Genomic DNA, 24,696 nt, shown 5'->3' on the forward strand with positions numbered 1-24,696 from the left:
CGAGCTGACCGCGGGCGCGGGCCGGCCGGCCGTGCCGCGTCCCCCACGCGCGGCACGGGCCGGAGCCGGAACGAGGAGTGTGTGCCCGAGCGAACCCGCCATCCCCAGTACGGGCGGGATCGCCACTGGCGGCATCGAGACGCGCTGCACGGCGGTCCCCCAACCGCCGAGCTGCGCCGCCCGCTGCCACACCCTCTCGCCGACGAAGCGGTCCAGAGCGTCGGGTGCCTCCTCGTCGCCCTTCATCGCTGTGCTGGAACTGGTCGGAGGCTGCCGATCGCGACAAGGTCAAGGCTAGGGAGCGACCCTCAGCGCATCCTCAAGCGAGGCCTAAGCCCGCCTTTGCGTCCCGACAGGACTTCGATCCGGGATGCTGCGCACGTGAGGTTGGCGCGCGTGCGGGGTCGTGGCATCCTCGGTTCCATGCCGCTCATCGCACTCACCGGAGGCATCGCGTCGGGCAAGTCGACGATCGCCGCGAGGCTCGCCGCGCGCGGCGCCGTCGTCGTCGACGCGGACGCGATCGTCCGCGACGTGCAGCGTCCCGGCTCGCCCGTGCTCGCCGACATCGCGGCCGAGTTCGGGCCGCACATGATCAATCCCGACGGGTCGCTCGACCGGGCCCGCCTGGGCACGCGGGTCTTCGGCGACGACGATGCCGTCAAGCGCCTCAATGCGATCGTGCATCCGGCCGTGCGCCTCGAGTCCGCCCGCCGCTTCGCGGCGGCCCTCGCCGCCGACCCCCACGCTGTCGTCGTCTACGACGTGCCGCTGCTCGTCGAGGCGCGGGTCGACGACCCCTGGCAGCTCATCGTCGTCGCGCACGCGCCCGCCGACGTCCGCGAGGAGCGGCTCATCGGGGTGCGCGGGATGGACGAGACGGATGCCGCCGCCCGCATCGCGTCGCAGGTGTCCGACGAAGCGCGCCTCGCCGTCGCCGACGTCGTGATCGACACCAGCGGCTCGCTCGACGAGACGCTTCGCCAGACCGACGACCTCTGGGAGCGGCTGCCCGAGCACCTCGCCGCTCGCGCCGCCCGCTGACTCGGTCTTTGGCGACACGGCCTTGGTGCCTCGGCGTGCACAACGGCGGGCCGATCGACCGACGCGCCGAGCCGCCGCGGCGCGTCGGTTGAAATCCCCGCAGCTGTGCACGGGTTGAGGCCTTTCGGCCGCTCCTCGACCGGAGTACCGTGTGCGCCACGCACGAGGAGGTGCGGCATGAGCGTGTTCTCGCGGTTCCGGCACGACAAGGCCCCGCCGGTCGAGGTCACCGAGGAGGAGCGCCTGGCCCGATACGCGCACCTTCTCGAAGCCCTCCCGGGCGGGGTGATCGAGAAGGCGCACGCCGCCGCGTTCAAGGCGCTGACGGCCGACCAGCGGGCCGCGCTGGCCGAACGCCTGCAGGCGTCGATTCCGGATGCCGATCGGGATGCGGCATCCGATGATCCGAAGCTTCTTGCGGCACTCTTCGCACGCACCGTCGATCGAGGCGCAGGGACGCGGATCGATCCGGCGGAGGTGCTGCGCGATGCGGGCGCCGTCCACGCCGTCGTTCCCCGCGTGGTGTCGGGGGAGGTCGTGACGACCTACTACCTCTTCGGGCCGGGCTCGCAGACGATCGATCAGGAGCCGGCGTGGCTCCGCGACATGGTCGCTTCCGAAGGGGCGGCCCTCAGCGGGGATCACGTCAGGAGAGGCCCCGATGCCAATCAGTACGACCCCTTCCACGACGATCCGACCGACATCGTGATCGAGACAGGCACCTGGGACGGGTGGCGCGGCATCGATCCGCCTGGGTTCTCATGAGGCTTCGGCGTGGTCGAACCGTCGGGCCCGAGATTGCAGCGGCCCGGTGGGCGTCTGCGGGAACGGATGAGGCGTGATGGCGTGGTGGCGGAAAGATGTCCAGGGACCCGCCGACATCGGCGAGTGGACGCTGGAGGAGAGATCGAAGGCCTACGCGCAGCTGGTTCGATTCGTCCCTCCTGAACTGGCTGACGAAACGACTACGCGTGCCTTCGCGGCTCTGCCGGACCCTGTCGTGGCAGCGGTAGCGGACCGGCTTCTGACCGAAGGGGACCGGTTCTCGTGGGCGGGTCTTTCTTTGCCTGCTGTCCTCGCGGTACGGCTTCGGGAGCGCATCGAGGTAGGTGACCCGCTCACTCTGAAGGGCTGGCTCGCGGTCGTCGCCGATGGCTTCTTCGCCGACCCTTACGTGCAGTCGTACCTCGCCGCCTGCGTGCGCGAGGTCAAGATGCCGGAGCCCCCCAGAATCGCCGCGGCGTGGGCGAGAACGCTTCCCGAGGGTCCACGGTCATCCCAAGAATGGGTCGCGCTGCGCGACGAAGACCAGATGAGGCGTTTGACTCGGTTCGCTCGAGGATTGCGGAATCCCGGCGGGTTCGGATCCCTGTGAGGTGCCCGAGCGGGCGAGATCGTACGGTTTCGCCGAGAGCACACGATGTGCGCGCCTCGATCGTGTGCATTGGACGAGTTCGTACGATCTCGACGGGCGGGCGAGTCCGATGGACGTCCCCCGGCATCCGCCCCTCGCGAACGCCGGCCCCGGTGTCGGAGGCCCCGCCTACCCTGGATGGGTGCAGACCACTCGATCCGTGCGGCCCTTCGAGGTCATCAGCGAATACGCGCCGAGCGGCGACCAGCCGCAGGCGATCGCCGAGCTCGCGGCGCGCATCAACGCCGGCGAGACCGACGTCGTGCTGCTCGGCGCCACCGGCACGGGCAAGTCGGCGACGACGGCCTGGCTCGTTGAGGCTGTCCAGCGGCCCACCCTCGTGCTCGCGCACAACAAGACGCTCGCGGCGCAGCTCGCCAACGAGTTCCGCGAGCTCATGCCCAACAATGCGGTCGAGTACTTCGTCAGCTACTACGACTACTACCAGCCCGAGGCCTACGTCCCGCAGACCGACACCTTCATCGAGAAGGACTCCTCGATCAACGCCGAGGTCGAGCGTCTGCGTCATTCCACGACGAACTCGCTCCTGAGCCGCCGCGACGTCATCGTCGTGAGCACGGTCTCGTGCATCTACGGTCTCGGCTCGCCCGAGGAGTACCTGCGGGCGATGGTGGCCCTGCAGGTGGGGGAGCGGTACGACCGCGACGCCCTCATCCGCAAGTTCATCGCGATGCAGTACAACCGCAACGACGTCGACTTCTCGCGCGGCAACTTCCGCGTGCGGGGTGACACGATCGAGATCATCCCCGTGTACGAGGAGTACGCGATCCGCATCGAGATGTTCGGCGATGAGATCGAGGGGCTCTACATGCTCCACCCGCTGACGGGCGACGTCGTGCAGCGCCTCGAGGCCGTGCCGATCTTCCCCGCGACGCACTATGCGGCGGGAACCGAGACGGTGCAGCGCGCGATCGGCACGATCGAGCACGAGCTCGAGGAGCGCCTGAAAGAGCTCGAGAGCCAGACCAAGCTCCTCGAAGCCCAGCGCCTCCGCATGCGGACGACCTTCGACCTCGAGATGCTGCAACAGCTCGGCTTCTGCTCGGGCATCGAGAACTACTCGCGCCACCTCGACGGCCGCATGCCGGGCGAGCCGCCGCATACGCTCCTCGACTTCTTCCCCGACGACTTCCTCATGGTCATCGACGAGTCGCACGCGACGGTTCCGCAGATCGGCGCGATGTACGAAGGGGATGCCTCGCGCAAGCGCACCCTCGTCGAGCACGGCTTCCGCCTGCCGAGCGCGCTCGACAACCGGCCGCTGCGATGGGACGAGTTCAAGGAGCGCATCGGCCAGACCGTCTACCTGTCGGCGACCCCGGGCCGCTACGAGATGGGCATCGCCGACGGCGTCGTCGAGCAGATCATCCGCCCGACGGGTCTCGTCGACCCGCAGATCATCGTCAAGCCCTCGAAGGGCCAGATCGACGACCTGCTCGAGGAGATCCGCATCCGCGCCGAGCGCGACGAGCGCGTGCTCGTCACGACGCTCACGAAGAAGATGGCCGAGGAGCTCACCGACTTCCTCGGCGAACATGGCGTGCGCGTGCGATACCTGCACTCCGACGTCGACACGCTGCGTCGCGTCGAGCTGCTCACCGAGCTGCGCGCGGGGGTCTACGACGTACTCGTCGGCATCAACCTGCTCCGCGAGGGTCTCGACCTCCCCGAGGTGTCGCTCGTGGCGATCCTCGACGCCGACAAGGAAGGGTTCCTGCGCTCGGGCACATCGCTCATCCAGACGATCGGCCGCGCCGCGCGCAACGTCTCCGGCGAGGTGCATATGTACGCAGACACGGTCACCGACTCGATGCACAACGCCATCGAGGAGACGAACCGGCGCCGTGACAAGCAGATCGCCTACAACCTCGAGAACGGCATCGACCCGCAGCCCCTCCGCAAGCGCATCGCCGACATCACCGAGGTGCTCGCCCGCGAGGCGTCCGACACCGATCGGATGCTCAGGGGCAAGGCGGCTGCGAAGACCAAGTCGGGGAAGGGCAAGTCGCCGACGCCGGGTCTGCGCCGCGAGGGCATCGCGGCCGAGGGCGCCGAGCAGCTCGAGGCGACGATCGCCGACCTCTCCGACCAGATGCTCGCGGCGGCGGGCGAACTCAAGTTCGAGCTCGCCGCACGCCTCCGCGACGAGGTGCAGGAGATGAAGAAGGAGCTTCGCGCGATGGAGCGCGCGGGCCACGCCTGACCCTTCGACGGAGCTCAGGGACCGGGGCTCGACGGAGCTCAGGGATCGGGACGAGAGCTGCCCCCGGAGACCGCGTCAGGGGCAGGTCATGAGGGGCTTCGGCCCCGTGCGGTCGAACGTGTGGAGCGTCATGGGCTTGCCGCACAGGGGGCACGCGCGCTCGGCGCGCTCCTGGACCGACGGCGGAGGAGTCGTCTCGTAGGGGCCGACCGCTGCGGGGCCGGCGAGCTTGATGAGGCGCGAGTTGAACCAGGCGTACCACCCGCCCGCCTCCCGTACTCGTTCGCGCAGGCTCGGCTGGGGGGAGGGGGTCTCATCGCTCACGATGCTTAGTGTACTAAACATTAGCGGGTGTAGGATCGATTTCGTGGATCCCCGTGACGACCTGCTCAAGCTCGAGAACCAGCTGTGCTTCGCTCTCGTGACGGCGGCGCGCAACGTCGTCGCGCTCTACCGGCCCGTGCTCGAGCCGCTCAGGCTCACGCATCCGCAGTACCTCGTGATGCTCGCGCTGTGGGAGGAGTCCCCGCGGTCGCTCGGCGAGCTCGCGGACGAACTCGCGATGGAGCCCGCGACGCTGTCGCCGCTCGTGAAGCGCCTCGAGGCTCAGGGCAGGCTCACGCGCTCGCGGCGGCCGGGAGACGAGCGCGTCCTCGAGATCGCCTTGACGAACGAGGGGCGCGCGCTGCGCCGGCAGGCGCTCGAGGTCCCGCAGCAGATCATGCAGCGGACGGGGATGGATGCAGGGCAGCTCGCGGCGCTGCGCGACGGGCTCATCCCGTTCGCGGGTGGTCGCCCGCGGCGCGAGCCGCCGGCTCCGGCATCCTGATCCCCCTCGAAAGGCGCGGGACGCAATCCCAGACCCCGCGCGACGGCGTGTCACACGTATCGGCTCTGCATCGGTTCGGTGAACTTCGAATCTTTCCCTAGGCAGACTCCGAGCGATTTCCTAGGCTCACTGTCGAGGCCCGGACTCACGGCCATTGCCGCGCGCCGAGGGCATGTCCATCCGACAGAAGAGGAACGCACATGCGAATGCGGTCACACCCCGACCACACATCGTCGCCCAGCCGCCGCAGGATCGCGGCCGGAGCGATCACAGCCGTCGCCGCGCTGGCGGCGGGTCTCGTCGCCGCGGCACCCGCGCAGGCGGCGCCGACCCAGATCCAGATCCTCGCGACCAACGACTTCCACGGTCGCATCCTGGACAATACGACCAACGGCGAAGCCGGCGCCGCGGTGCTCGCGGGCGCCGTCGAGCAGCTGCGCGCCGCCAACCCGAACACCGTGTTCGCGGCAGCCGGAGACCTCATCGGCGCCTCGACGTTCGAGTCGTTCATCCAGCATGACAAGCCGACGATCGACGCCCTCAACGCAGCGGGTCTCGAAGTCTCCGCGGTGGGCAACCATGAGCTGGACCAGGGCTACAACGACCTCGTCAACCGCGTCATGGCGCCCTACAACGCGACGACCAATCCCTACGGCGGCGCGCAGTGGCAGTACATCGCGGCCAACCTGAAGATGAAGGCGACCGGCGATGACGCCGTCCCGGCCACGTGGATCAAGAACTTCGGCGACGTCCAGGTCGGCTTCGTCGGCGCCGTGACCGAGGAGCTCCCGTCGCTTGTGAGCCCCGGAGGCATCGCCGACATCGACGTCAAGGGGATCGTCGACTCGGTCAACACCGAAGCGGCCGACCTCGTCGCCAACGGCGCCGACCTCGTCGTCATGCTCGTGCACGAGGGTGCGCCCTCGACCGACTGCACGACGATGAACGCCTCGGGCAAGTGGGCCGACATCATCAACAACGTCTCGCCGAACGTCGACGCGATCGTCTCCGGCCACACGCACCTCGCGTACAACTGCTCCTTCCCCGTCCAGCAATGGGTCAACGAGGGCCGCGCCGTCACCGATCGTCCGGTCGTCTCGGCGGGGCAGTACGGCACCAACCTCAACCAGCTCGTCTACACCGTCGACGGCGCGACCGGCGTGGTCAGCGCCAAGACGCAGGCGATCCTGCCGCTCGAGCATTCGGTGCCGCCGGTCCCGCCGTCGACAACGACGACCTGGGTCGCGAACTACCCGGCCGACCCGGCGGTGCAGGCGATCGCCGACGCCGCCGCGAAGCAGGCCGACATCCTCGGCCAGCAGCCCCTCGGCAAGATCGCGGGAGCCTTCAACCGGGCACAGGCCAAGAACGCCGCAGGCGCCGTCATCGAGAACCGCGGTGGCGAGTCGACGCTCGGCAACCTCGTCGCCGAGGTGCAGCGCTGGGCCACCGAGAACCCCGAGTCGGGCTCGGCTCAGATCGCGCTCATGAACCCGGGCGGTCTCCGCACCGACATGACGGGCACCGACCCGGGCGACCAGTCGTATCCGCGCACGCTCACGTACAAGCAGGCCGCCGTGGTCCAGCCGTTCGCCAACACGCTGGTCAACCTCCAGCTCACGGGTGCGCAGCTCAAGACGGTGCTCGAGCAGCAGTGGCAGCGCGACGCCTTCAACGCCCTGCCCACGCGTCCGTTCCTGCGCCTCGGCGTCTCGGAGGGCTTCGAGTACACCTACACGCAGAAGACGGTCACCGAGACGCAGCGCGACAACCCGAGCACAGGCACGAACGAGGAGGGTCTGCAGTACCAGGCCCCCGAGGGCACGATCACGGGCATGTGGCTCAACGGCCAGCCGATCGACCTCGCCAAGACGTACTCCGTCACGGTCAACTCGTTCCTCGCCACGGGCGGCGACAACTTCCGCGAGCTCAACAACGGCACGAACAAGCGCGACACCGGCAAGATCGACCTCAGCGCGATGGTGGACTACATGGCCGCGTTCGCGTCGACGACCCCGCTCCCTGTCGACTACGCGCAGCACGCCGTCGAGGTCGCGTTCCCGGCCGGCGCGCCCACCGCGTACGACCCGGGTGCCACTGTCGCGTTCGACGTGAAGTCGTGGTCGCTGAGCACGCCGGCGGACGTCAAGGACACCGAGGTGAAGGTCTCCCTGGGCGACACCGTGCTCGGCACGTTCCCGCTAAACAACGCGATCGGCACGTCGATCTACGACGACTACGGCACGGCTTCGGTCTCAGTCGTGCTCCCGTCGACCCTGACGCCCGGCAGCAGCGTGACGCTGACGCTCACGGGCGCCAGCACGGGCACCTCGGTCGTCGTCCCGATCGCGATCGACAAGGCCGACAGCACGACCGTCGGCCTGCCGAACAAGACATTCGCCAACTCGAACGGCAACGGCGTCATCCAGTACGAGACGACCGTCACCGCGCAGTGGGGCACGCCGGTCACAGGTGTGGTCACCATCTACGACGGCGCCCAGCCGATCGCGACCGCGAACCTCACCGCGGCGAACAACGGTGTCGTCAAGATCAAGCTGCCGAAGCTCGGCAAGGGCGATCACCCGCTGTCGGCGCAGTACTCCGGAAGCGACACGGTGAAGCCGTCCACGAGCGCCACGGTGGTCGTGGTCGTCAAGTGACAGGGCTCGATCACCCGGTGTGATCGACACGCGAACGGATGCCGCGGGCCAAGCCCCGCGGCATCCGTCGTTCCGTCGATCGATCCGATGATCGCCTTCCGCTCGCCGCGCCTCCCGGCCTAGGCTCGCTGGCAAAGCGTCACTCGCCCCCAAGCTCCACCCTCGTTCGTGCCGAGAGGTAGCCGTCATGCGAACCCGCTCCACCGTTCCCCCTGCCCTGCGCCGCCGCGTCGCCCTCACCGTCGTGTCGGTCGCGGCCCTCGCGACCGCCGCACTCGTCGACTCCGACCGCGCCCAGGCCGGCACAGCGCCGGCCGCCGATTTCGGCGTCTCCTCGTGCGGCGTACCAGACACCGTTCCCGAGCCGATCGCCCCGCCCGCCGCGGCCGCCCAGGTCGATGCGCAGGCCGTGCAGACGTCAGGGCGGATCACGGCCGACTTCAATCGCGGTCGCCATCCCACGCCCTCCACGCCGGGCGGACTGTCGGTCTCGCCCGGAGCCGAGTCGACGATGACCAACTTCATCGCCGACGTGCAGCTGTGGGAGGCGCGGCGCGACACTCCGGGGACGCGGATCGCACTCGTCTACGCGGCCTCGGTGGGCGCTGACCTGACCTATGCGGCGTCCGGTCCCGACGACCCCGCCGGCAACCTCACGGCCGACGAGATCCTGGCGGTCCACCGCGACGTCCGGTCGCTGTGCACCGTGCAGCTGACAGGCCGCGACCTGCACGCCGTGCTCGAAGAGCAATGGGGACCGCTGTCCGCGAACCTCTCGTTCGCGAAGCTCGCCACCTCCAAGGACCTGACCTACGTGACGGACTACACGGCACCGGTCGGCTCGCGCATCACGCACGTCTTCTTCAAGGGTCGCGCCGTCGCGCCCGACGAGGTGTTCACGGTCGCCATGGAGGATCTGCTCGCCTCCGGCTCGTACGGGTTCCCCACGCTGCGGGATGCCACGGGGCGCGGCAACCTCGGCGGCACCAACCTGAGCGCGCTCTTCAACTGGTTCCGGGTATCGACGATCGCCTCGCCCGATTACGCGCAGCGCTCGATCGGCGTGACCGTCGTGCCGCGGGCTCCCGGCGGAGTCGTCTCCGGCGCTCCCATCCGCGTCGATCTCTCATCGCTGGAGTTCACGACGAACGAGCCGCGGGCGACGGAGGCGCGCATCACATTCGGAGCGAACACCGACCAGTGGAGCCGCACGATCGACCCGTCGCTCGTACGGAACACCGACGAAGCCGGCCGCGCGTCGGTCTTCCCGACCGTCCACGGCTCGGGCGTCGTCCCGATGCACATCACGACCTACACGGGCACGGCGTTCACCGTCCCGCTGACGATCGAGGAAGGCAGCTTCGAGCGCGCCCCGACGACGACCTGGGCCACCCCGAGCACACTCCACGCGAAGGAGGGGACGCCGGTGACGCTCACGGTGCAGGTGGGGTCGCCGGGTCCGACCGGCGTCATCGGCGAGGTCTCGATCTACGACGGCGGCAAGGCGAAGTCGATCGCGTGGTCACCGCTTCCCGCCGACGGAAGCGGTCGCGTGACCGTGACGCTCCCGCAGCTGTCGAAGGGCCTGCACCTGATCTGGGTGAAGTACCTCGGGTCGCAGCTGCAGGAGCCGTCCCAGTCCAAGCGGGTGCCGGTGGTGGTGTGGTGAGGCCGCTTCGCCGCCGGCGAACACGCCCCGGGCCGCGTGTCGGAGGCCCCGCCTAGACTTGTCGGGTGCCCATCGTCCCTGTCGTCGCGCCCGCAAACAGCAGTTCCCGTAGCGCCGTGAAGCCCTCTTCGCTGGGCCAGCTCAGCGTGCGCGGCGCGCGCGTGCACAACCTGAAAGACGTCGATCTCGACATCCCGCGCGACTCGCTCGTGGTCTTCACCGGCCTGTCCGGCTCGGGCAAGTCGAGCCTCGCGTTCGACACGATCTTCGCCGAGGGCCAGCGCCGGTACGTCGAGTCGCTGAGCGCCTACGCGCGCCAGTTCCTCGGTCAGGTCGACCGTCCCGACGTCGACTTCATCGAAGGCCTCTCGCCGGCCGTCAGCATCGATCAGAAGTCCACGAACCGCAACCCGCGCTCGACGGTCGGCACGATCACCGAGATCCACGACTACATGCGCCTCCTGTGGGCGCGCATCGGCGTGCCGCACTGCCCGGAATGCGGCGAGGTCATCCAGCGCCAGACGGTGCAGCAGATCGCGGATCAGCTCATGGACCTGCCCGACCGCACCCGGTACCAGATCGTCGCCCCGGTCGTCTCGCAGAAGAAGGGCGAGTTCGTCGACCTCTTCAAGGAGCTCGGCGCCAAGGGCTACGCGCGCGCGATCGTCGACGGCGAGCTCATCCAGCTGGCCGAGCCGCCCGTGCTCAAGAAGAGCTACAAGCACGACATCGCCGTCGTCATCGACCGCCTCGTCGCGAGCCCCGACATCCTGAGCCGCGTCACCGACTCCGTCGAGACGGCCCTCGGGCTCGCGGGCGGCATCGTGCAGGTCAACTTCGTCGACGAAGAGGGGGATGCCGCGTGGCAGAGCTTCTCCGAGAAGCTCGCGTGCCCCAACGGCCACCCCCTGCAGCTCACCGAGATCGAGCCGCGCACCTTCTCGTTCAATGCGCCCTTCGGCGCGTGCCCCGCCTGTTCGGGACTCGGCACCCGCATGTCGGTCGACGTCGACCTCATGCTCGGCGACGAGGAGCTCTCGATCCGCGAGGGCGTGCTCATCCCGTGGACGACCCAGGGCAAGGGACTGTTCCAGTACTACGAGCGCCTTCTCGAGGGGCTCGCCGTCGACCTCGGCTTCTCGCTCGACACCCCGTGGCGCATGCTGCCGGCGGCCGTGAAAGAGGCCGTGCTGCGCGGCGAGAACTACAAGGTCACGGTGCGGTGGAAGAACCGGTACGGCCGCGAGATGCGCTACTCCTCGGGCTTCGAGGGCGTCGTGCCCTACATCGAGCGCCAGTACATGCAGGCCGAGTCCGACACGCAGCGCCAGCGTTGGGCCGACTACCTCCGCGAGGTGCCGTGCCCCGTCTGCAACGGCGACCGTCTCAAGCCCGAGGTGCTCGCGGTGCTCGTGCACGGCCACTCCATCGCGGATGCCTCGCGCCTGAGCCTCGCCGAGGCACAGGAGTACTTCGCGCAGCTCGAGCTGACGCCGCGCGAGGCCGTCATCGCGGCGCAGGTGCTCCGCGAGATCCGGCTGCGCCTCGACTTCCTCATCCAGGTCGGGCTCAACTACCTCAACCTGAGCCGCTCCGCGGGCTCGCTGTCCGGCGGCGAGGCGCAGCGCATCCGGCTCGCGACGCAGATCGGCTCGGGCCTGACGGGTGTGCTGTACGTGCTCGACGAGCCGTCGATCGGCCTGCACCAGCGCGACAACCGGCGCCTCATCGAGACGCTCGTCAAGCTCCGCGACCTCGGCAACACGCTGATCGTCGTCGAGCACGACGAAGAGACGATCCACGCGGCCGACTGGATCGTCGACATCGGCCCGCGGGCCGGGGTCGACGGGGGAGAGGTCGTGCACTCGGGGCCGCTCGCGTCGCTCCTGGAAGACCGTGCCTCGATCACGGCCGACTACCTGTCCGGCCGCCGCGAGATCCCGACGCCGAAGACGCGGCGCAAGATCGACAGGAGCCGCAAGATCTCGGTCGTCGGCGCGCGCGAGAACAACCTCAAGGACGTGACGGTCGACTTCCCGCTGGGCGTGCTGACGGCCGTCACGGGAGTCAGCGGCTCAGGCAAGTCGTCGCTCGTCAACGACATCCTCTACGAGGTGCTCGCGGCGCGCCTCAACGGTGCGCGTCGCGTGGCCGGCAAGCACACGCGGGTCACCGGCACCGACGACCTCGACAAGGTCGTGCACGTCGACCAGGGGCCGATCGGCCGCACTCCGCGGTCCAACCCCGCCACCTACACGGGCGTCTTCGACCGCATCCGCACCCTGTTCAGCGAGACGCCCGAGGCGAAGGTGCGCGGCTATCAGCCGGGCCGCTTCAGCTTCAACGTCAAGGGCGGCCGGTGCGAGGCGTGCGCGGGCGACGGCACGATCAAGATCGAGATGAACTTCCTCCCCGACGTCTACGTCGACTGCGAGGTCTGCCACGGCAAGCGGTACAACCGCGACACCCTGGCCGTGCACTACAAGGGCAAGAACATCGCCGAAGTGCTCGAGATGCCGATCTCGGAGGCCGCCGAGTTCTTCGAGCCGATCCAGGCGATCCATCGCTACCTCCGCACGCTCGTCGACGTCGGGCTCGGCTACGTGCGCCTCGGGCAGTCCGCCACCACGCTGTCGGGCGGTGAGGCGCAGCGCGTCAAGCTCGCGACCGAGCTCCAGCGCCGCAGCAACGGGCGCAGCATCTACGTGCTCGACGAGCCGACGACGGGCCTGCACTTCGAAGACGTGCGACGCCTCCTCGAGGTGCTGAACGGGCTCGTCGACAAAGGCAACACGGTCATCGTCATCGAGCACAACCTCGACGTCATCAAGTCGGCCGACTGGATCATCGACCTGGGGCCCGAGGGCGGTTCGGGCGGCGGCGAGATCATCGCGAAGGGCACGCCGGAGCAGGTCGCGCGCGTCGAGGCCAGCCACACGGGAGCGTTCCTCGCGGAGGTGCTCGGGGTCTCGCGCGAGACCGCCGAAGTCCGCAAGGCCGGCTGAGCCCGATGGGCGTCGCCACCCGCACCCCGACCGTCGCCTACAAGCCCAAGCCGGGGGAGATCCCGACCAATCCCGGCGTGTATCGCTTCCGCGACGCCGAGGGCCGGGTGCTGTACGTCGGCAAGGCCAAGAACCTCCGCGCGCGTCTGTCGAACTACTTCGCTCCGCTGCACACGCTGCACGAGCGCACGCGGCGCATGGTGACGACCGCGGCATCCGTCGAGTGGACGGTCGTGGCGAGCGACGTCGACTCGCTGCAGCTCGAGTACCAGTGGATCAAGGAGTTCGATCCGCCCTTCAACGTGCGGTACAAGGACGACAAGTCCTACCCGCACATGGCGATCACCCTCGCCGACGAGGCGCCGCGCGTCATCGTGACGCGCAACCGCCGCATCAAGGGTGCGAAGTACTTCGGGCCCTATCCGAAGGTCTGGGCCGTGCACGACACGATCGACCTCATGATCAAGGTCTTCCCGATCCGCACGTGCAGCGACTCGTCGTACAAGAAGGCCATGGCGACAGGCCGGCCGTGCTTCCCGGGGCAGATCGGCCGCTGCGGCGGGCCGTGCTCCATGAAGGTCACGATCGACGAGCACCGCGCGATCGTCGACGACTTCATCGCGTTCATGTCCGGCGGCGACCAGCGCTTCACGCGCGAGCTCACGGCGCGCATGCGCGAGGCATCCGCCGCCATGGACTACGAGTCCGCCGCCGTCTATCGCGACAAGCTGCAGGCGATCGACGCCGTGCTGAACAAGAGCGCGCTCGTGCTGACCGCCGACACCGACGCCGACCTGTTCGGCATCGCCGAGGACGAGCTGGCCGCGACGGTGCAGCACTTCGTGATCCGCGGCGGCCGCGTGCGCGGTGTGCGCGCCACGACGATCGAGAAGGAGCTCGACATCACCGGCGCCGACCTCGTCGACCAGGTGCTGCAGCGCACGTACGGCGGAGCGACGGGCGCAGACATCCCGAAGCAGGTGCTCGTGCCGGCGCTGCCCGAAGACGCCGCGGAGCTCGAGGCGTGGCTGCGCGAGCGGCGGGGCCGCAACGTGAGCATCCAGGTCGCGCAGCGTGGGCAGAAGGCCGAGCTCATGAAGACGGCGACGCTCAACGCGCAGCAGGCGCTCATGCTGCACAAGACGCGCCGCACAAGCGACTACGTCGCACGCACACAGGCTCTCACCGACCTGCAGGAGGCCCTCGACCTGGCCGAGGCTCCGCTGCGCATCGAATGCTTCGACGTCTCGCACCTCGGCGGCACGAACGTCGTCGCCTCGATGGTCGTCTTCGAGGACGGGCTGCCGCGCAAAGACCAGTACCGCTCGTTCAAGGTCGACGAGACGACCGACGACACCGACTCGCTGTACCAGGTGCTCACGCGGCGCCTGGCGCACATCGACCGAGACGACCCACCCGGCGGCGGAGAGGCGGATGCCGCGGCCGCGGCCGTGAGCGACGACGACGGCGTCGTGACCGAGCGTCGCCGGCCACGGTTCGCGTACCGCCCGCAGCTGCTCGTCGTCGACGGCGGCCAGCCGCAGGTCGAGGCCGCGGCGCGCGCCCTGCGCGACGCGGGGCACGACGGCGACATCGCGCTGTGCGGCATCGCGAAGCGGCTCGAAGAGGTGTGGATGCCGGGGGAGGACTTCCCCGTCATCCTGCCGCGCACGAGCGAGGCGCTGTACCTCCTGCAGCGCCTCCGCGACGAGGCGCACCGCTTCGCCATCACGCACCAGCGCAAGCGCCGCCGGCGCGACATCCAGAGCGTCCTGGCGGAGGTGCCCGGACTCGGCGAGGCCCGCATCCGCGCCATCCTGCGCCACTTCGGCTCGGTGGCCGCCCTCAAGCAGGCGACGACCGAGCAGATCGAGGAGCTGCCCGGCGTGGGGCCCAAGCTCGCAGCATCCATCCATTCGCATCTTTCCGAGCCGTAGGCCTGCCGAGCCCTCCCGCCGAGTCGATAGGCTGAAAAGCAGACGATGGGGGTGGTCATGACGGACGAATCGCCGCGCGATGCGGGCGAGGTGCTGATCGTCACGGGCATGTCGGGGGCCGGCCGGTCGACAGCGGCCGACGCACTGGAAGACCTCGACTGGTACGTCGTCGACAACCTTCCCCCGCAGATGCTCAAGCCCCTGCTCGACCTCACGGGCATCGCCGGGGGAGCGCTGCCCAGAGTGGCCGTCGTCGTCGACGTGCGCGGGCGCACCCTCTTCGCCGGGCTTCCCGACGTGACGCGGGCCCTCCGCGACGCGCGCCAGCATGTCCGGGTGCTCTTCCTGGATGCCTCCGACGACGTCCTCGTGCGACGCTTCGAGGCGGTGCGCCGCCCGCACCCCCTGCAGGGCGACGGCACGATCCTCGACGGGATCCACCGCGAGCGGGAGCGTCTGCGGCCCGTGCGCGAGAGCGCCGACATGATCGTCGACACGTCGACCTACAACATCCACCAACTCGCGACGCACATCGCCGACCTCTTCGCAGAGTCGGGCAGCGCGAAGCACACGCTGACGATCCAGAGCTTCGGGTTCAAGTACGGGCTGCCGCCCGACGCCGACCTGGTCGCCGACATGCGGTTCCTCCCCAACCCGTTCTGGGAGGAGAGCCTGCGGGCGCTCACGGGCGAGGACGAGCCGGTGCGGGAGTACGTGCTCGAACAGGACGGCGCCCGCGAATTCCTGGATGCCTACGCCACAGCCCTCGTCCCCGTGCTCGAGGGGTATCAGCGTGAGAACAAGCGCCATTCCGTCGTCGCCGTCGGGTGCACCGGCGGCAAGCACCGCTCGGTCGTCATGGCGCGGGAACTCGCCGCGCGACTGTCGCAGGTGTCCGGCGTCGCCGTGCGGATCAAGCACCGCGACCTCGGCCGCGAGTAGGCTGGAGCGTCGTTCCCCCACCCCTGACCACGAGGAGACCTGTGTCGCTGACCGCCGACGTCAAAGCCGAGCTGACCGCCGTCCGCGACCCGCGTCCCACCGCGCGCGTCGCCGAACTGACGTCGCTGCTGCGGTTCTCGGGCGGTCTGCACTCCATCGCCAACCGCGTCGCGGTCGAGGCGGAGCTGGAGTCCGACATCCTCGCGCGCCGCGTCGCGCGGGACCTCGTCGAGATCTACGGCGTGCGCCCCGAACTGGTGCACGTGCAGGGCTCCGGCGCGCGCTCGGGGAGCCACTACGCCGTGCGCGTCATCGAGGGCGGCGAGACGCTCGCCCGTCAGACGGGCCTGCTCGACCAGCGCCGCCGGCCCGTGCGCGGTCTTCCCAACAAGCTCACGACGGGCTCGCGCCCCGATCTCGCCGCCGTCTGGCGCGGTGCGTTCCTCGCCTCCGGGTCGCTCAGCGAGCCCGGTCGCTCCGCGGCGCTCGAGATCTCCTGCCCCTCGGGCGAGGCCGCGATGGCGCTCGTCGGCGCCGCCCACCGCCTCGGCATCGCCGCGAAGGCGCGTGAAGTGCGCGGCGTGCCCCGGGTCGTCGTTCGCGAGGCCGAGGCGATCCGCCAGGCCCTCGCCGCGATGGGCGCCATCCGCGCCGCGACCGAGTGGGATCAGCTGCGCCAGCGCCGCGAGGTGCGGGCGGGCGTCAACCGTCTCGTCAACTTCGACGACGCCAACCTGCGCCGCTCGGCGCAGGCGGCCGTCGCGGCGTGCGCACGCGTCGAGCGCGCCCTCGAGATCCTCGGCGACGAGGTGCCCGACCACCTGGCCGAGGCGGGCGCCCTGCGCCTCGCCCACCGCGACGCGAGCCTCGACGAGCTCGGCCACCACGCCGACCCGCCCCTCACGAAGGACGCCGTCGCCGGCCGCATCCGGCGCCTCCTCGCGATGGCCGACAAGAAGGCCGAAGTCGACGGCATCCCGGGCACCGAGGCGGCAGTGCCGGCGGGTGCCGCCGACTGATCGGTGACGGATGCCCGGCCATCAGGCATCCGCCCCGTTGCGGGTCGTCATGCGGGGAAGCAAGCCCTCTTCCGCCGCGTTGCGCCTCACTAGGATGAACTGGTCACCCTCGCTGACGCCGGGGATCTCCTGGCGCAGCGCCGACAGGAAGAAGAGAAAATGGCGAAGTACACGCTGCCCGATCTGCCTTACGACTACGCCGCTTTGGAGCCGCACATCAGCGGCAAGATCATGGAGCTGCACCACAGCAAGCACCACCAGGCGTACGTCACCGGCGCGAACACTGCCCTCGAGCAGCTCGCGGAGGCGCGCGAGAGCGGCAACCTGGCGAACGTCAACAAGCTCGAGAAGGACCTCGCGTTCCACCTCGGCGGTCATGTGAACCACTCGATCTTCTGGACCAACCTCTCGCCCGAGGGCGGCGGCCAGCCCGAGGGCGAGCTCGCAGCGGCCATCGACGAGTTCTTCGGCGGCTTCGACAAGTTCCAGGCGCACTTCACGGCCGCGGCCAACGGGATCCAGGGCTCGGGCTGGGCCGTCCTCAGCTGGGACCCGATCGGCGAGCAGCTGATCATCCAGCAGCTGTTCGACCAGCAGGGTAACACCGCCCAGGGCACGATCCCGATCTTCCAGCTCGACATGTGGGAGCACGCCTTCTACCTCGACTACCTCAACGTCAAGGCCGACTACGTCAAGGCCGTCTGGAACATCGCCAACTGGCAGAACGTCGCGCAGCGGCTCCAGGCCGCCCGTGAGAAGACCGCGGGCCTGCTGGTACTGTCATAGCAAGTGCGGCCGTCCCGGCGGATCCGCCGCCGGGACGCCGTTGTCCACTCGTCTGAAACTGCAACAACCGCGCACTCGCGCATGACACCTTCAGGAGAAATTCCGTGACTGTCAAGATCGGAATCAACGGCTTCGGCCGTATCGGACGCAACTACCTCCGCGCGGCTCTCGCGCAGGGCGCTGACCTCGACATCGTCGCTGTCAACGACCTCACCGACAACAAGACGCTCGCGCACCTGCTCAAGTACGACTCGATCCTGGGCCGTCTCGACCAGGAGGTCTCGTACACGGAGGACTCCATCACGGTCGGCGACAAGACGATCAAGGTCTTCGAAGAGCGCGACCCCGCGAACCTCCCCTGGGGCGAGCTCGGTGTCGACATCGTCATCGAGTCGACGGGCCGCTTCACCAAGGCCGTCGACGCCAAGAAGCACATCGACGGTGGCGCCAAGAAGGTTCTGATCTCGGCCCCCGCGAACGGCGAGGACGGCACGTTCGTCATCGGCGCGAACGAGGACCAGTACGACCCCGAGAACCACAACATCATCTCGAACGCGTCGTGCACGACGAACTGCCTCGCGCCGCTGGCCAAGGTGCTGAACGACGAGTTCGGCATCGTCAAGGGCCTCATGACGACGGTCCACGCGTACACCGCGGACCAGAACCTCCAGGACGGCCCGCACAGCGACCTGCGTCGTGCCCGCGCCGCCGCCCTCAACATCGTCCCGACCTCGACGGGCGCCGCCAAGGCCATCGGCCTCGTGCTCCCCGAGCTGAAGGGCAAGCTCGACGGCTTCGCCCTCCGCGTCCCGGTGCCCACCGGGTCGGCCACCGACCTCACGGTCGAGCTCGAGCGCGAGGTCTCGGTCGACGAGATCAAGGCCGCCTACAAGGCTGCCGCCGAGGGTCCCCTCAAGGGCATCCTCAAGTACACGGAGGACGAGATCGTCTCGAGCGACATCGTCACCGACGCCCACTCCTGCATCTTCGACGCGGGCCTGACGCGCGTCATCGGCAACCAGGTCAAGGTCGTCGGCTGGTACGACAACGAGTGGGGCTACTCGAACCGCCTCGTCGACCTGACTGAGATCGTCGCCGAGAAGCTCTGATCGCATAATCATGGCTCTGCGCACCCTCGATTCGCTGGGTTCGCTGGCCGGCAAGCGCGTCATCGTCCGTGCTGACCTCAATGTGCCTCTCCAGGCCGGGGTCATCACGGACGATGGCCGTGTGCGGGCCACGCTCCCCACGCTGAACGCCCTCATCCACCAGGGCGCCCGCGTCATCGTCTGCTCGCACCTGGGTCGTCCCGACGGTGCGCCCGACCCGAAGTACAGCCTCGAGCCGGTCGCGCAGCGCCTCTCCGAGCTCCTCGGCAAGCCGGTCGCGTTCGCGCGCGACACCGTCGGCGAATCCGCCCGCGAGGCCGTCGCGGCGCTCGAGGACGGCGACGTCGCGGTCATCGAGAACCTCCGGTTCAACCCGGGCGAGACCGCGAAGGACGAGGCCGAGCGCCGCGCCTTCGCGGAGCAGCTCGCCGAGCTCGGCGAGGTGCTCGTGTCCGACGGCTTCGGCGTCGTCCACCGCAAGCAGGCCTCGGTCTACGACCTCGCGCAGATCCTGCCGTCGGCGGCGGGCTTCCTGATCGAGAAGGAGGTCGACGTGCTCGACCGCCTCACGGAGAACCCGGAGCGCCCCTACACGGTCGTACTCGGCGGCTCGAAGGTCAGCGACAAGCTCGGTGTCATCGCGCACCTCCTGCCCCGCGCCGACAAGATCCTCGTCGGCGGCGGCATGATGTTCACGTTCCTCGCGGCGCAGGGCTACAAGGTCGGCAAGAGCCTCCTCGAAGAGGATCAGATCGACACCGTCAAGGGCTACATGGCGACGGCGCAGGAGAAGGGCGTCGAGCTCATCCTCCCGGTCGACACCGTGGTCGCTGCGGCGTTCTCGGCGGATGCCGACCGTGCCGAGACCGACGCGGACTCGATCGAGGACACCCCGATCGGCCCCGACGCGCTGGGCCTCGACATCGGCCCGAAGACGTCGGAGGCCTTCGCGGACGCGATCCGCACCTCGACGACGGTCTTCTGGAACGGCCCCATGGGCGTGTTCGAGATGGCGCCGTTCGCCGCGGGCACGAAGGCCGTCGCGGAGGCGCTCACCGAGGCCTCCGGTCTCAGTGTCGTCGGCGGCGGCGACTCGGCGGCCGCCGTGCGTCAGCTCGGCTTCGCAGACGACCAGTTCGGTCACATCTCGACGGGCGGAGGCGCGAGCCTCGAGTTCCTGGAAGGCAAGAAGCTCCCCGGACTGGAGGTCCTCGGATGGCAGTGAACGGCCGCACCCCGCTTCTCGCGGGCAACTGGAAGATGAACCTCGACCACCTGCAGGCGGTCGCGTTCGTCCAGAAGCTCCACTGGACGCTCAAGGATGCCAAGCACGAGGACGGCTCGGTCGAGGTCGCGGTCTTCCCGCCCTTCACCGACCTGCGCACCGTGCAGACGCTCCTCGACGCCGACAAGATCCCATTCGCACTCGGCGCTCAGGACCTGTCGACGAAGGACTCCGGCGCCTACACGGGTGAGGTCTCGGGCGCGTTCCTCGCGAAGCTCGACGCGCGGTACGTCATCATCGGCCACTCCGAGCGCCGCCAGTACCACGCCGAGACCGACGAGGTCGTGGCGGCGAAGGTCCAGGCGGCGCTGCGCCACGGGCTCGTCCCCGTGATCTGCGTCGGCGAGACGCTGGAGGAGCGCGAGGAGTCGGGACCGACCGCGGTCTCCGTCGCGCAGCTCCAGGCGGCGCTGGAGGGCGTTCCGGCCGATGCCGACTTCGTCGTCGCCTACGAGCCCGTCTGGGCCATCGGCACGGGGCAGGTCGCCTCGCCCGAGCAGGCGCAGGAGGTGTGCGTCGCGCTGCGCGACGTCATCGCCGGCAAGCTGGGAGCGGATGCTGCGGCCCGCACGCGCATCCTCTACGGCGGATCGGTCAAGTCGGGCAACATCGCGAGCTTCATGCGCGAGCCCGACGTCGACGGTGCCCTCGTGGGCGGCGCGAGCCTCGTCGTCGACGAGTTCGCGGCGATCATCCGCTACCAGAAACACGTCGGGGTCTGACCCGCCCGGTATACTCGTCCTTTGTGCGACCGCAAGGACGCATCTTCATGCTCGTGCGATCCGCGGAGGATCGCAGCGAAAGGCTACAACGACAGTGCAGATCCTCGAGTTCGTCCTGCAGGTGCTTCTCGGCATCACGAGTCTCCTGCTGACCCTTCTGATCCTGCTCCACAAGGGTCGCGGCGGTGGCCTCTCCGACATGTTCGGCGGCGGGCTCACGTCCGCCCTCGGGTCGTCGGGGCTCGCGGAGCGCAACCTCAACCGGTTCACGGTGATTCTCGCGCTCGCGTGGTTCGTCTCCATCGTGGCCCTCGGGCTCATCACGAAGTTCCAGGGGCTCTGATGGCCACCGGAGGAAACGCCATTCGCGGCACGCGCGTCGGCGCGGGCCCCATGGGCGAGCAGGACCATGGCTTCCACGCCGAGCGCGTCTCGATCTCGTATTGGGACGCCCTCGGCAACGAGACGGTGCGGTACTTCGCGGCGGGCATCCCCGACGAGGAAATCCCCGACGTCATCGATTCGCCGCACTCGGGACTTCCCGCGGGCCGCGACAAGGAGAACCCGCCGGCCGTCGCCAAGACCGAGCCGTACAAGACGCACCTCGCGTATGTGAAGGAGCGTCGCACCGAGGAAGAGGCGGAAGCCCTCCTCGACGACGCCCTGACGCAGCTGCGCCAGCGTCGCGGCGAGGACTGACCCCGCAAGACATACGCAAGAAGGGCCGCCCGAGAGGGCGGCCCTTCTTGCGTATGTCTCTACGCCGAGGTCAGTACTCGCCGGTGATCAGCTCGTGCGGCACCTGGGAGGCGGCGGCCTCGTCGACGAAGAAGATCGTGCGACGGCGACCCTTCGCGCCGGCGGCCGGGACGCTGTGATAGCTCGCGCCCGCGAGGGCGAGGCCGAGCGCGGATGCCTTGTCGGAGCCCGACATCACGAGCCACACGCGCTGCGACGAGTTGATGACGGGGCGCGTCATCGTGACGCGCTCGGGCGGCGGCTTGGGGGAGTCGCGCACGGGCAGCACGGCCTCGTCGGTCACGCGGATCTCGTGCCGATCGGGGAAGAGCGACGCGATGTGCGCATCGGGCCCGACACCGAGGAAGCACACGTCGAACGAAGGCCACGCGTCGTCGCCGTGGTCGGGACGGAAGCGCGCGAGCTCCTCCGCGTACGCCGCGGACGCGGCATCCAGATCGATCCCCTCGTCGCTCGCGGCGATCGAGTGGATGTTGCCGTCGGGAAGGTCGAGCGCGTCGAGGAGAGCCTCGCGGGCCTGCTTCTCGTTGCGATCCGGGTGCGCGCGCGGGACGAAGCGCTCGTCGCTCCACCAGAAGTGCACGCGCGACCAGTCGACCTTGCCGAGGCGGGGATGCCGCCCGGCCGCCGCGAGCACGGCCGAGCCCATGGAGCCGCCGGTCAGCGACACGTGGGCGTCGCGCCCGTCTTCGGTGATCTTGGCGAGCCGGTTCAGGAACCGCGCGGATACCTGCTCGGCCAGCGTCGCAGGGTCCGGGCTGATGACGACGCGCTTCTCACTCCAGAACTCAGCCATGAGCCTCCTGCGACAGGGGCTGCCCCACAAGCTGCCAGCCCTCGGTGATCACTCGACCATACAGGAGGTCGGGATCGAGGCGACGGAGCTCCTCGGCGAGGCACTCCCGCAGCGTGCGGCGCGGCAGAACCAGGTCGTGATCGGGCTGACCCGGCTGGCTCAGGCACGCGATCGCGGGCGACGAGCGCTCGAGCAGGATGTCGCCGCTCGCGCGGGCGAGCCGCACCGACTTGATGCCGTCGTGCCACTCGTCGGCGGGCAGATACTGCCAGTCGACCTGGACGTCGAGCATGAGCCGCAGCCACGCGGCGAGCAGCGCCGTCGAGGGCGAGCTCGACGCACCCCGCACCTCGACGGCCGTGATCGGCTCGTAGGGCGGCTGGTCGAGCACGGCGGCGAGCTGCTCGCGCCAGTGCGTCAGGCGCGTCCACGAGAGGTCGGTGTCGCCGGGCGCGTGGTTCTGGCCGAGGTGGGCGAGGCGGTGGCTCTCGTACGGCCGGGTCGAGGCATCCGTGATCCGTCGCTGCGCGATCCTGCCGAGCGGCGAGGCCGACGGGACGGCGGGCGGGTTGTCGGGCCACCAGACCACGACGGGCGCGTCGGGCAGGAGGAGTCCCGTGACGAGGCTCTCGGTGTTGGATGCCGCGGCGCCGTACGCCTGCACGACGACGACCTCGCTCGCGCCGGCGTCGCCGCCGACGCGGATCTGCGCGTCCAGGCGCGGCTCCGCGTCGCGGTCGCCGAACATGAGCACGATGACGCGCATCGGGTGCTCGCGCGACGCGTCGTTGGCGGCCTCGATGGCCTCCTCCTCCGCGCCGTGTCGCGTGGCGATCACGAGCGTGAGCACGCGGCCGAGGGCGACGGCGCCGCCCTCCTCGCGCACGTCGATGAGGGCGCGCGAGATCTTGCTGACCGTCGTGTCGGGGAGTTCGATGATCACGGCCGCCTCCAGGTCCGTCCGTCGCGGGCAAGGAGCTCGTCGGCGGATGCCGGACCCCACGAGCCGGGGGAGTACTGGTCGAGCGGACCGCCCTCGGTGTCCCAGAACTTCTCGAACGGGTCGAGGATCTTCCAGGACAGCTCGACCTCTTCGTGCCGCGGGAACAGCGGCGGGTCGCCGAGGAGGACGTCGAGGATGAGTCGCTCGTACGCCTCGGGGCTCGCCTCGGTGAACGCGTGGCCGTAGCCGAAGTCCATCGTGACGTCGCGCACCTGCGTGCCGGCGCCGGGTACCTTCGAGCCGAAGCGCAGCGTCACGCCCTCGTCGGGCTGCACGCGGATGACGAGCGCGTTCTGGCCGAGCTCCGACGTCTGGCTGCGCGAGAACAGGTGCTGCGGCGCGCGCTTGAAGACGACGGCGATCTCGGTGACGCGGCGACCGAGCCGCTTGCCGGCGCGGAGATAGAACGGCACCCCGGCCCAGCGGCGCGTGTTGATCTCGAGCTTGAGCGCCGCGTAGGTCTCGGTCGTCGAGTCGGGGGCCATGCCGTCCTCGTCGAGGAAGCCGAGAACCTTCTCGCCGCCCTGCCAGCCGCCCGCGTACTGACCGCGCGCGGCCGCCTCGGAGAGGTCCTCCGGCAGCGTGACGGCGGCGAGCACTTTCTCCTTCTCCGCGCGGAGGTCCGCCGCATTGAACGTGATGGGCTCTTCCATCGCCGTCAGCGCCATCAGCTGCAGCAGGTGGTTCTGGATGACGTCGCGCGCAGCGCCGACGCCGTCGTAGTAGCCTGCGCGACCGCCGACGCCGATGTCCTCGGCCATCGTGATCTGCACGTGGTCGACGTAGTTGCGGTTCCAGATCGGCTCGTAGAGCTCGTTGGCGAAGCGCAGCGCCAGGATGTTCTGGACCGTCTCCTTGCCGAGGTAATGGTCGATGCGGAAGATCGAGTCCGTCGGGAATGTCGAGCGGAGGACGTCGTTGAGCTGACGCGCCGACTCGAGGTCGTGACCGAACGGCTTCTCGATGACGACGCGTCGCCAGCGGTTGTCACCGTCGGCCGTGTCGTCGACGAGACCCGAGGACTTCAGCTGCGCGGCGACCTCGGCGAAGTCCTTCGGCGGGATCGACAGGTAGTACGCATGGTTGCCCATCGTGCCGCGCTCGACGTCGAGCTTCTCGACGGTCTCGCGCAGGCGCCGGAAGGCGTCGGCGTCGTCGAACGTGCCCGAGACGAACCGGATGCCCTGCAGCAGCTGGTTCCACGTCTCTTCGCGGTACTCGGTGCGCGCGTACTGCTTGACGGCCTCGTGCACGACCTGCGCGAAGTCCTGGTCCTCCCAGTCGCGGCGCGCGAAGCCGACGAGGGCGAAGCCCGGGGGCAGCAGGCCGCGGTTGGCGAGGTCGTACACGGCGGGCATGAGCTTCTTGCGGGACAGGTCACCTGTCACGCCGAAGATGACGAGCGCACTCGGACCCGCGATGCGGTTGAGGCGCCGATCATCCGGGTCGCGCAGGGGATTGTGCCCGCGCGAGATCTCCACGGTCATCGGAAA

General features: G+C 69.4%; 22 protein-coding genes. 17 read left to right on the forward strand and 5 right to left on the reverse strand.

Going from position 1 to position 24,696, the window contains the following annotated elements; genetic code table 11:
• The coding region (locus tag ACH3VR_RS18810) for a hypothetical protein (RefSeq protein ID WP_397557854.1) at positions 1–246 on the reverse strand (246 nt) is incomplete at its 3' end.
• A gap of 177 nt (positions 247–423) precedes the next feature.
• On the opposite strand from ACH3VR_RS18810, the gene coaE reads away from it, so the two are divergent.
• The 4 genes from coaE (at position 424) to uvrB (ending at position 4,682) form a co-directional block, all read left to right on the forward strand.
• Positions 424–1,044 carry a dephospho-CoA kinase gene (coaE, locus tag ACH3VR_RS18815; protein WP_397557855.1) on the forward strand — a complete coding sequence of 207 codons (621 nt, stop codon included), beginning with the start codon at positions 424–426 and terminating at the stop codon, positions 1,042–1,044.
• A gap of 177 nt (positions 1,045–1,221) precedes the next feature.
• Complete coding sequence (locus ACH3VR_RS18820) at positions 1,222–1,809, forward strand: hypothetical protein (RefSeq protein ID WP_397557856.1); 588 nt, start codon at positions 1,222–1,224, stop codon at positions 1,807–1,809.
• Between the two features lie 73 nt (positions 1,810–1,882).
• Positions 1,883–2,419, forward strand: a complete 537-nt coding sequence (locus ACH3VR_RS18825; RefSeq protein WP_397557857.1) for a hypothetical protein — start codon at positions 1,883–1,885, stop codon at positions 2,417–2,419.
• 181 nt (positions 2,420–2,600) lie between these two features.
• Complete coding sequence (gene uvrB / locus ACH3VR_RS18830) at positions 2,601–4,682, forward strand: excinuclease ABC subunit UvrB (RefSeq protein WP_397557858.1); 2,082 nt, start codon at positions 2,601–2,603, stop codon at positions 4,680–4,682.
• Positions 4,683–4,757: 75 nt separating this feature from the next.
• Here uvrB and ACH3VR_RS18835 read toward each other — a convergent pair whose 3' ends face one another.
• The gene (locus ACH3VR_RS18835; protein ID WP_397557859.1) at positions 4,758–5,006 is read right to left on the reverse strand and encodes a hypothetical protein; all 249 of its coding nucleotides are present in this window, start codon (positions 5,004–5,006) and stop codon (positions 4,758–4,760) included.
• A gap of 43 nt (positions 5,007–5,049) precedes the next feature.
• On the opposite strand from ACH3VR_RS18835, the gene ACH3VR_RS18840 reads away from it, so the two are divergent.
• The 13 genes from ACH3VR_RS18840 (at position 5,050) to ACH3VR_RS18900 (ending at position 21,344) form a co-directional block, all read left to right on the forward strand.
• Positions 5,050–5,511 carry a MarR family winged helix-turn-helix transcriptional regulator gene (locus tag ACH3VR_RS18840; protein WP_397557860.1) on the forward strand — a complete coding sequence of 154 codons (462 nt, stop codon included), beginning with the start codon at positions 5,050–5,052 and terminating at the stop codon, positions 5,509–5,511.
• Between the two features lie 200 nt (positions 5,512–5,711).
• Complete coding sequence (locus tag ACH3VR_RS18845; RefSeq protein ID WP_397557861.1) at positions 5,712–8,171, forward strand: 5'-nucleotidase C-terminal domain-containing protein; 2,460 nt, start codon at positions 5,712–5,714, stop codon at positions 8,169–8,171.
• A gap of 187 nt (positions 8,172–8,358) precedes the next feature.
• Entirely contained in the window at positions 8,359–9,840 is a 1,482-nt protein-coding gene (locus ACH3VR_RS18850) for a 5'-nucleotidase C-terminal domain-containing protein (protein ID WP_397557862.1), read from the forward strand.
• 65 nt (positions 9,841–9,905) lie between these two features.
• Complete coding sequence (gene uvrA / locus ACH3VR_RS18855; RefSeq protein ID WP_397557863.1) at positions 9,906–12,845, forward strand: excinuclease ABC subunit UvrA; 2,940 nt, start codon at positions 9,906–9,908, stop codon at positions 12,843–12,845.
• A gap of 5 nt (positions 12,846–12,850) precedes the next feature.
• Positions 12,851–14,782, forward strand: coding sequence for an excinuclease ABC subunit UvrC (gene uvrC / locus ACH3VR_RS18860; protein WP_397557864.1), 1,932 nt, complete (start codon positions 12,851–12,853; stop codon positions 14,780–14,782).
• A 57-nt stretch (positions 14,783–14,839) separates the two neighbouring features.
• Positions 14,840–15,724: an RNase adapter RapZ gene (rapZ, locus tag ACH3VR_RS18865; protein WP_397557865.1), complete on the forward strand. Its 885-nt coding sequence runs from the start codon at positions 14,840–14,842 to the stop codon at positions 15,722–15,724.
• Between the two features lie 41 nt (positions 15,725–15,765).
• Positions 15,766–16,743 carry a DNA-binding protein WhiA gene (gene whiA / locus ACH3VR_RS18870; protein ID WP_397557866.1) on the forward strand — a complete coding sequence of 326 codons (978 nt, stop codon included), beginning with the start codon at positions 15,766–15,768 and terminating at the stop codon, positions 16,741–16,743.
• Between the two features lie 159 nt (positions 16,744–16,902).
• On the forward strand, positions 16,903–17,529 hold the full coding sequence (locus ACH3VR_RS18875; protein ID WP_397557867.1) for a superoxide dismutase: 627 nt from the start codon (positions 16,903–16,905) through the stop codon (positions 17,527–17,529).
• Positions 17,530–17,633: 104 nt separating this feature from the next.
• Positions 17,634–18,638, forward strand: a complete 1,005-nt coding sequence (gene gap, locus ACH3VR_RS18880) for a type I glyceraldehyde-3-phosphate dehydrogenase (RefSeq protein WP_397557868.1) — start codon at positions 17,634–17,636, stop codon at positions 18,636–18,638.
• 10 nt (positions 18,639–18,648) lie between these two features.
• The gene (locus ACH3VR_RS18885) at positions 18,649–19,863 is read left to right on the forward strand and encodes a phosphoglycerate kinase (protein ID WP_397557869.1); all 1,215 of its coding nucleotides are present in this window, start codon (positions 18,649–18,651) and stop codon (positions 19,861–19,863) included.
• On the forward strand, positions 19,854–20,645 hold the full coding sequence (tpiA, locus tag ACH3VR_RS18890; RefSeq protein WP_397557870.1) for a triose-phosphate isomerase: 792 nt from the start codon (positions 19,854–19,856) through the stop codon (positions 20,643–20,645). Before ACH3VR_RS18885 ends, tpiA begins: the two co-directional genes overlap by 10 nt.
• A gap of 94 nt (positions 20,646–20,739) precedes the next feature.
• Complete coding sequence (secG, locus tag ACH3VR_RS18895) at positions 20,740–20,988, forward strand: preprotein translocase subunit SecG (protein WP_397557871.1); 249 nt, start codon at positions 20,740–20,742, stop codon at positions 20,986–20,988.
• Positions 20,988–21,344, forward strand: a complete 357-nt coding sequence (locus ACH3VR_RS18900; RefSeq protein WP_397557872.1) for an RNA polymerase-binding protein RbpA — start codon at positions 20,988–20,990, stop codon at positions 21,342–21,344. The genes secG and ACH3VR_RS18900 overlap by 1 nt, the downstream gene beginning before the upstream one ends.
• 70 nt (positions 21,345–21,414) lie before the next feature.
• On the opposite strand, the gene pgl is transcribed toward ACH3VR_RS18900, so the two are convergent.
• From pgl to zwf, 3 genes are read right to left on the reverse strand one after another with little or no spacing between them, the layout of a single operon-like run.
• Positions 21,415–22,200, reverse strand: coding sequence for a 6-phosphogluconolactonase (pgl, locus tag ACH3VR_RS18905; RefSeq protein ID WP_397557873.1), 786 nt, complete (start codon positions 22,198–22,200; stop codon positions 21,415–21,417).
• Positions 22,193–23,143 (reverse strand): glucose-6-phosphate dehydrogenase assembly protein OpcA, encoded by a 951-nt coding sequence (locus tag ACH3VR_RS18910; protein WP_397557874.1) that lies wholly within the window; start codon positions 23,141–23,143, stop codon positions 22,193–22,195. Before ACH3VR_RS18910 ends, pgl begins: the two co-directional genes overlap by 8 nt.
• Positions 23,140–24,690 carry a glucose-6-phosphate dehydrogenase gene (gene zwf, locus ACH3VR_RS18915; RefSeq protein ID WP_397557875.1) on the reverse strand — a complete coding sequence of 517 codons (1,551 nt, stop codon included), beginning with the start codon at positions 24,688–24,690 and terminating at the stop codon, positions 23,140–23,142. The genes ACH3VR_RS18910 and zwf overlap by 4 nt, the downstream gene beginning before the upstream one ends.
• Between the last annotated feature and the right edge of the window lie 6 nt (positions 24,691–24,696).

Origin of the sequence: Microbacterium alkaliflavum (genome assembly GCF_044325405.1) — a bacterium.
Classification (GTDB): domain Bacteria; phylum Actinomycetota; class Actinomycetes; order Actinomycetales; family Microbacteriaceae; genus Microbacterium; species Microbacterium alkaliflavum.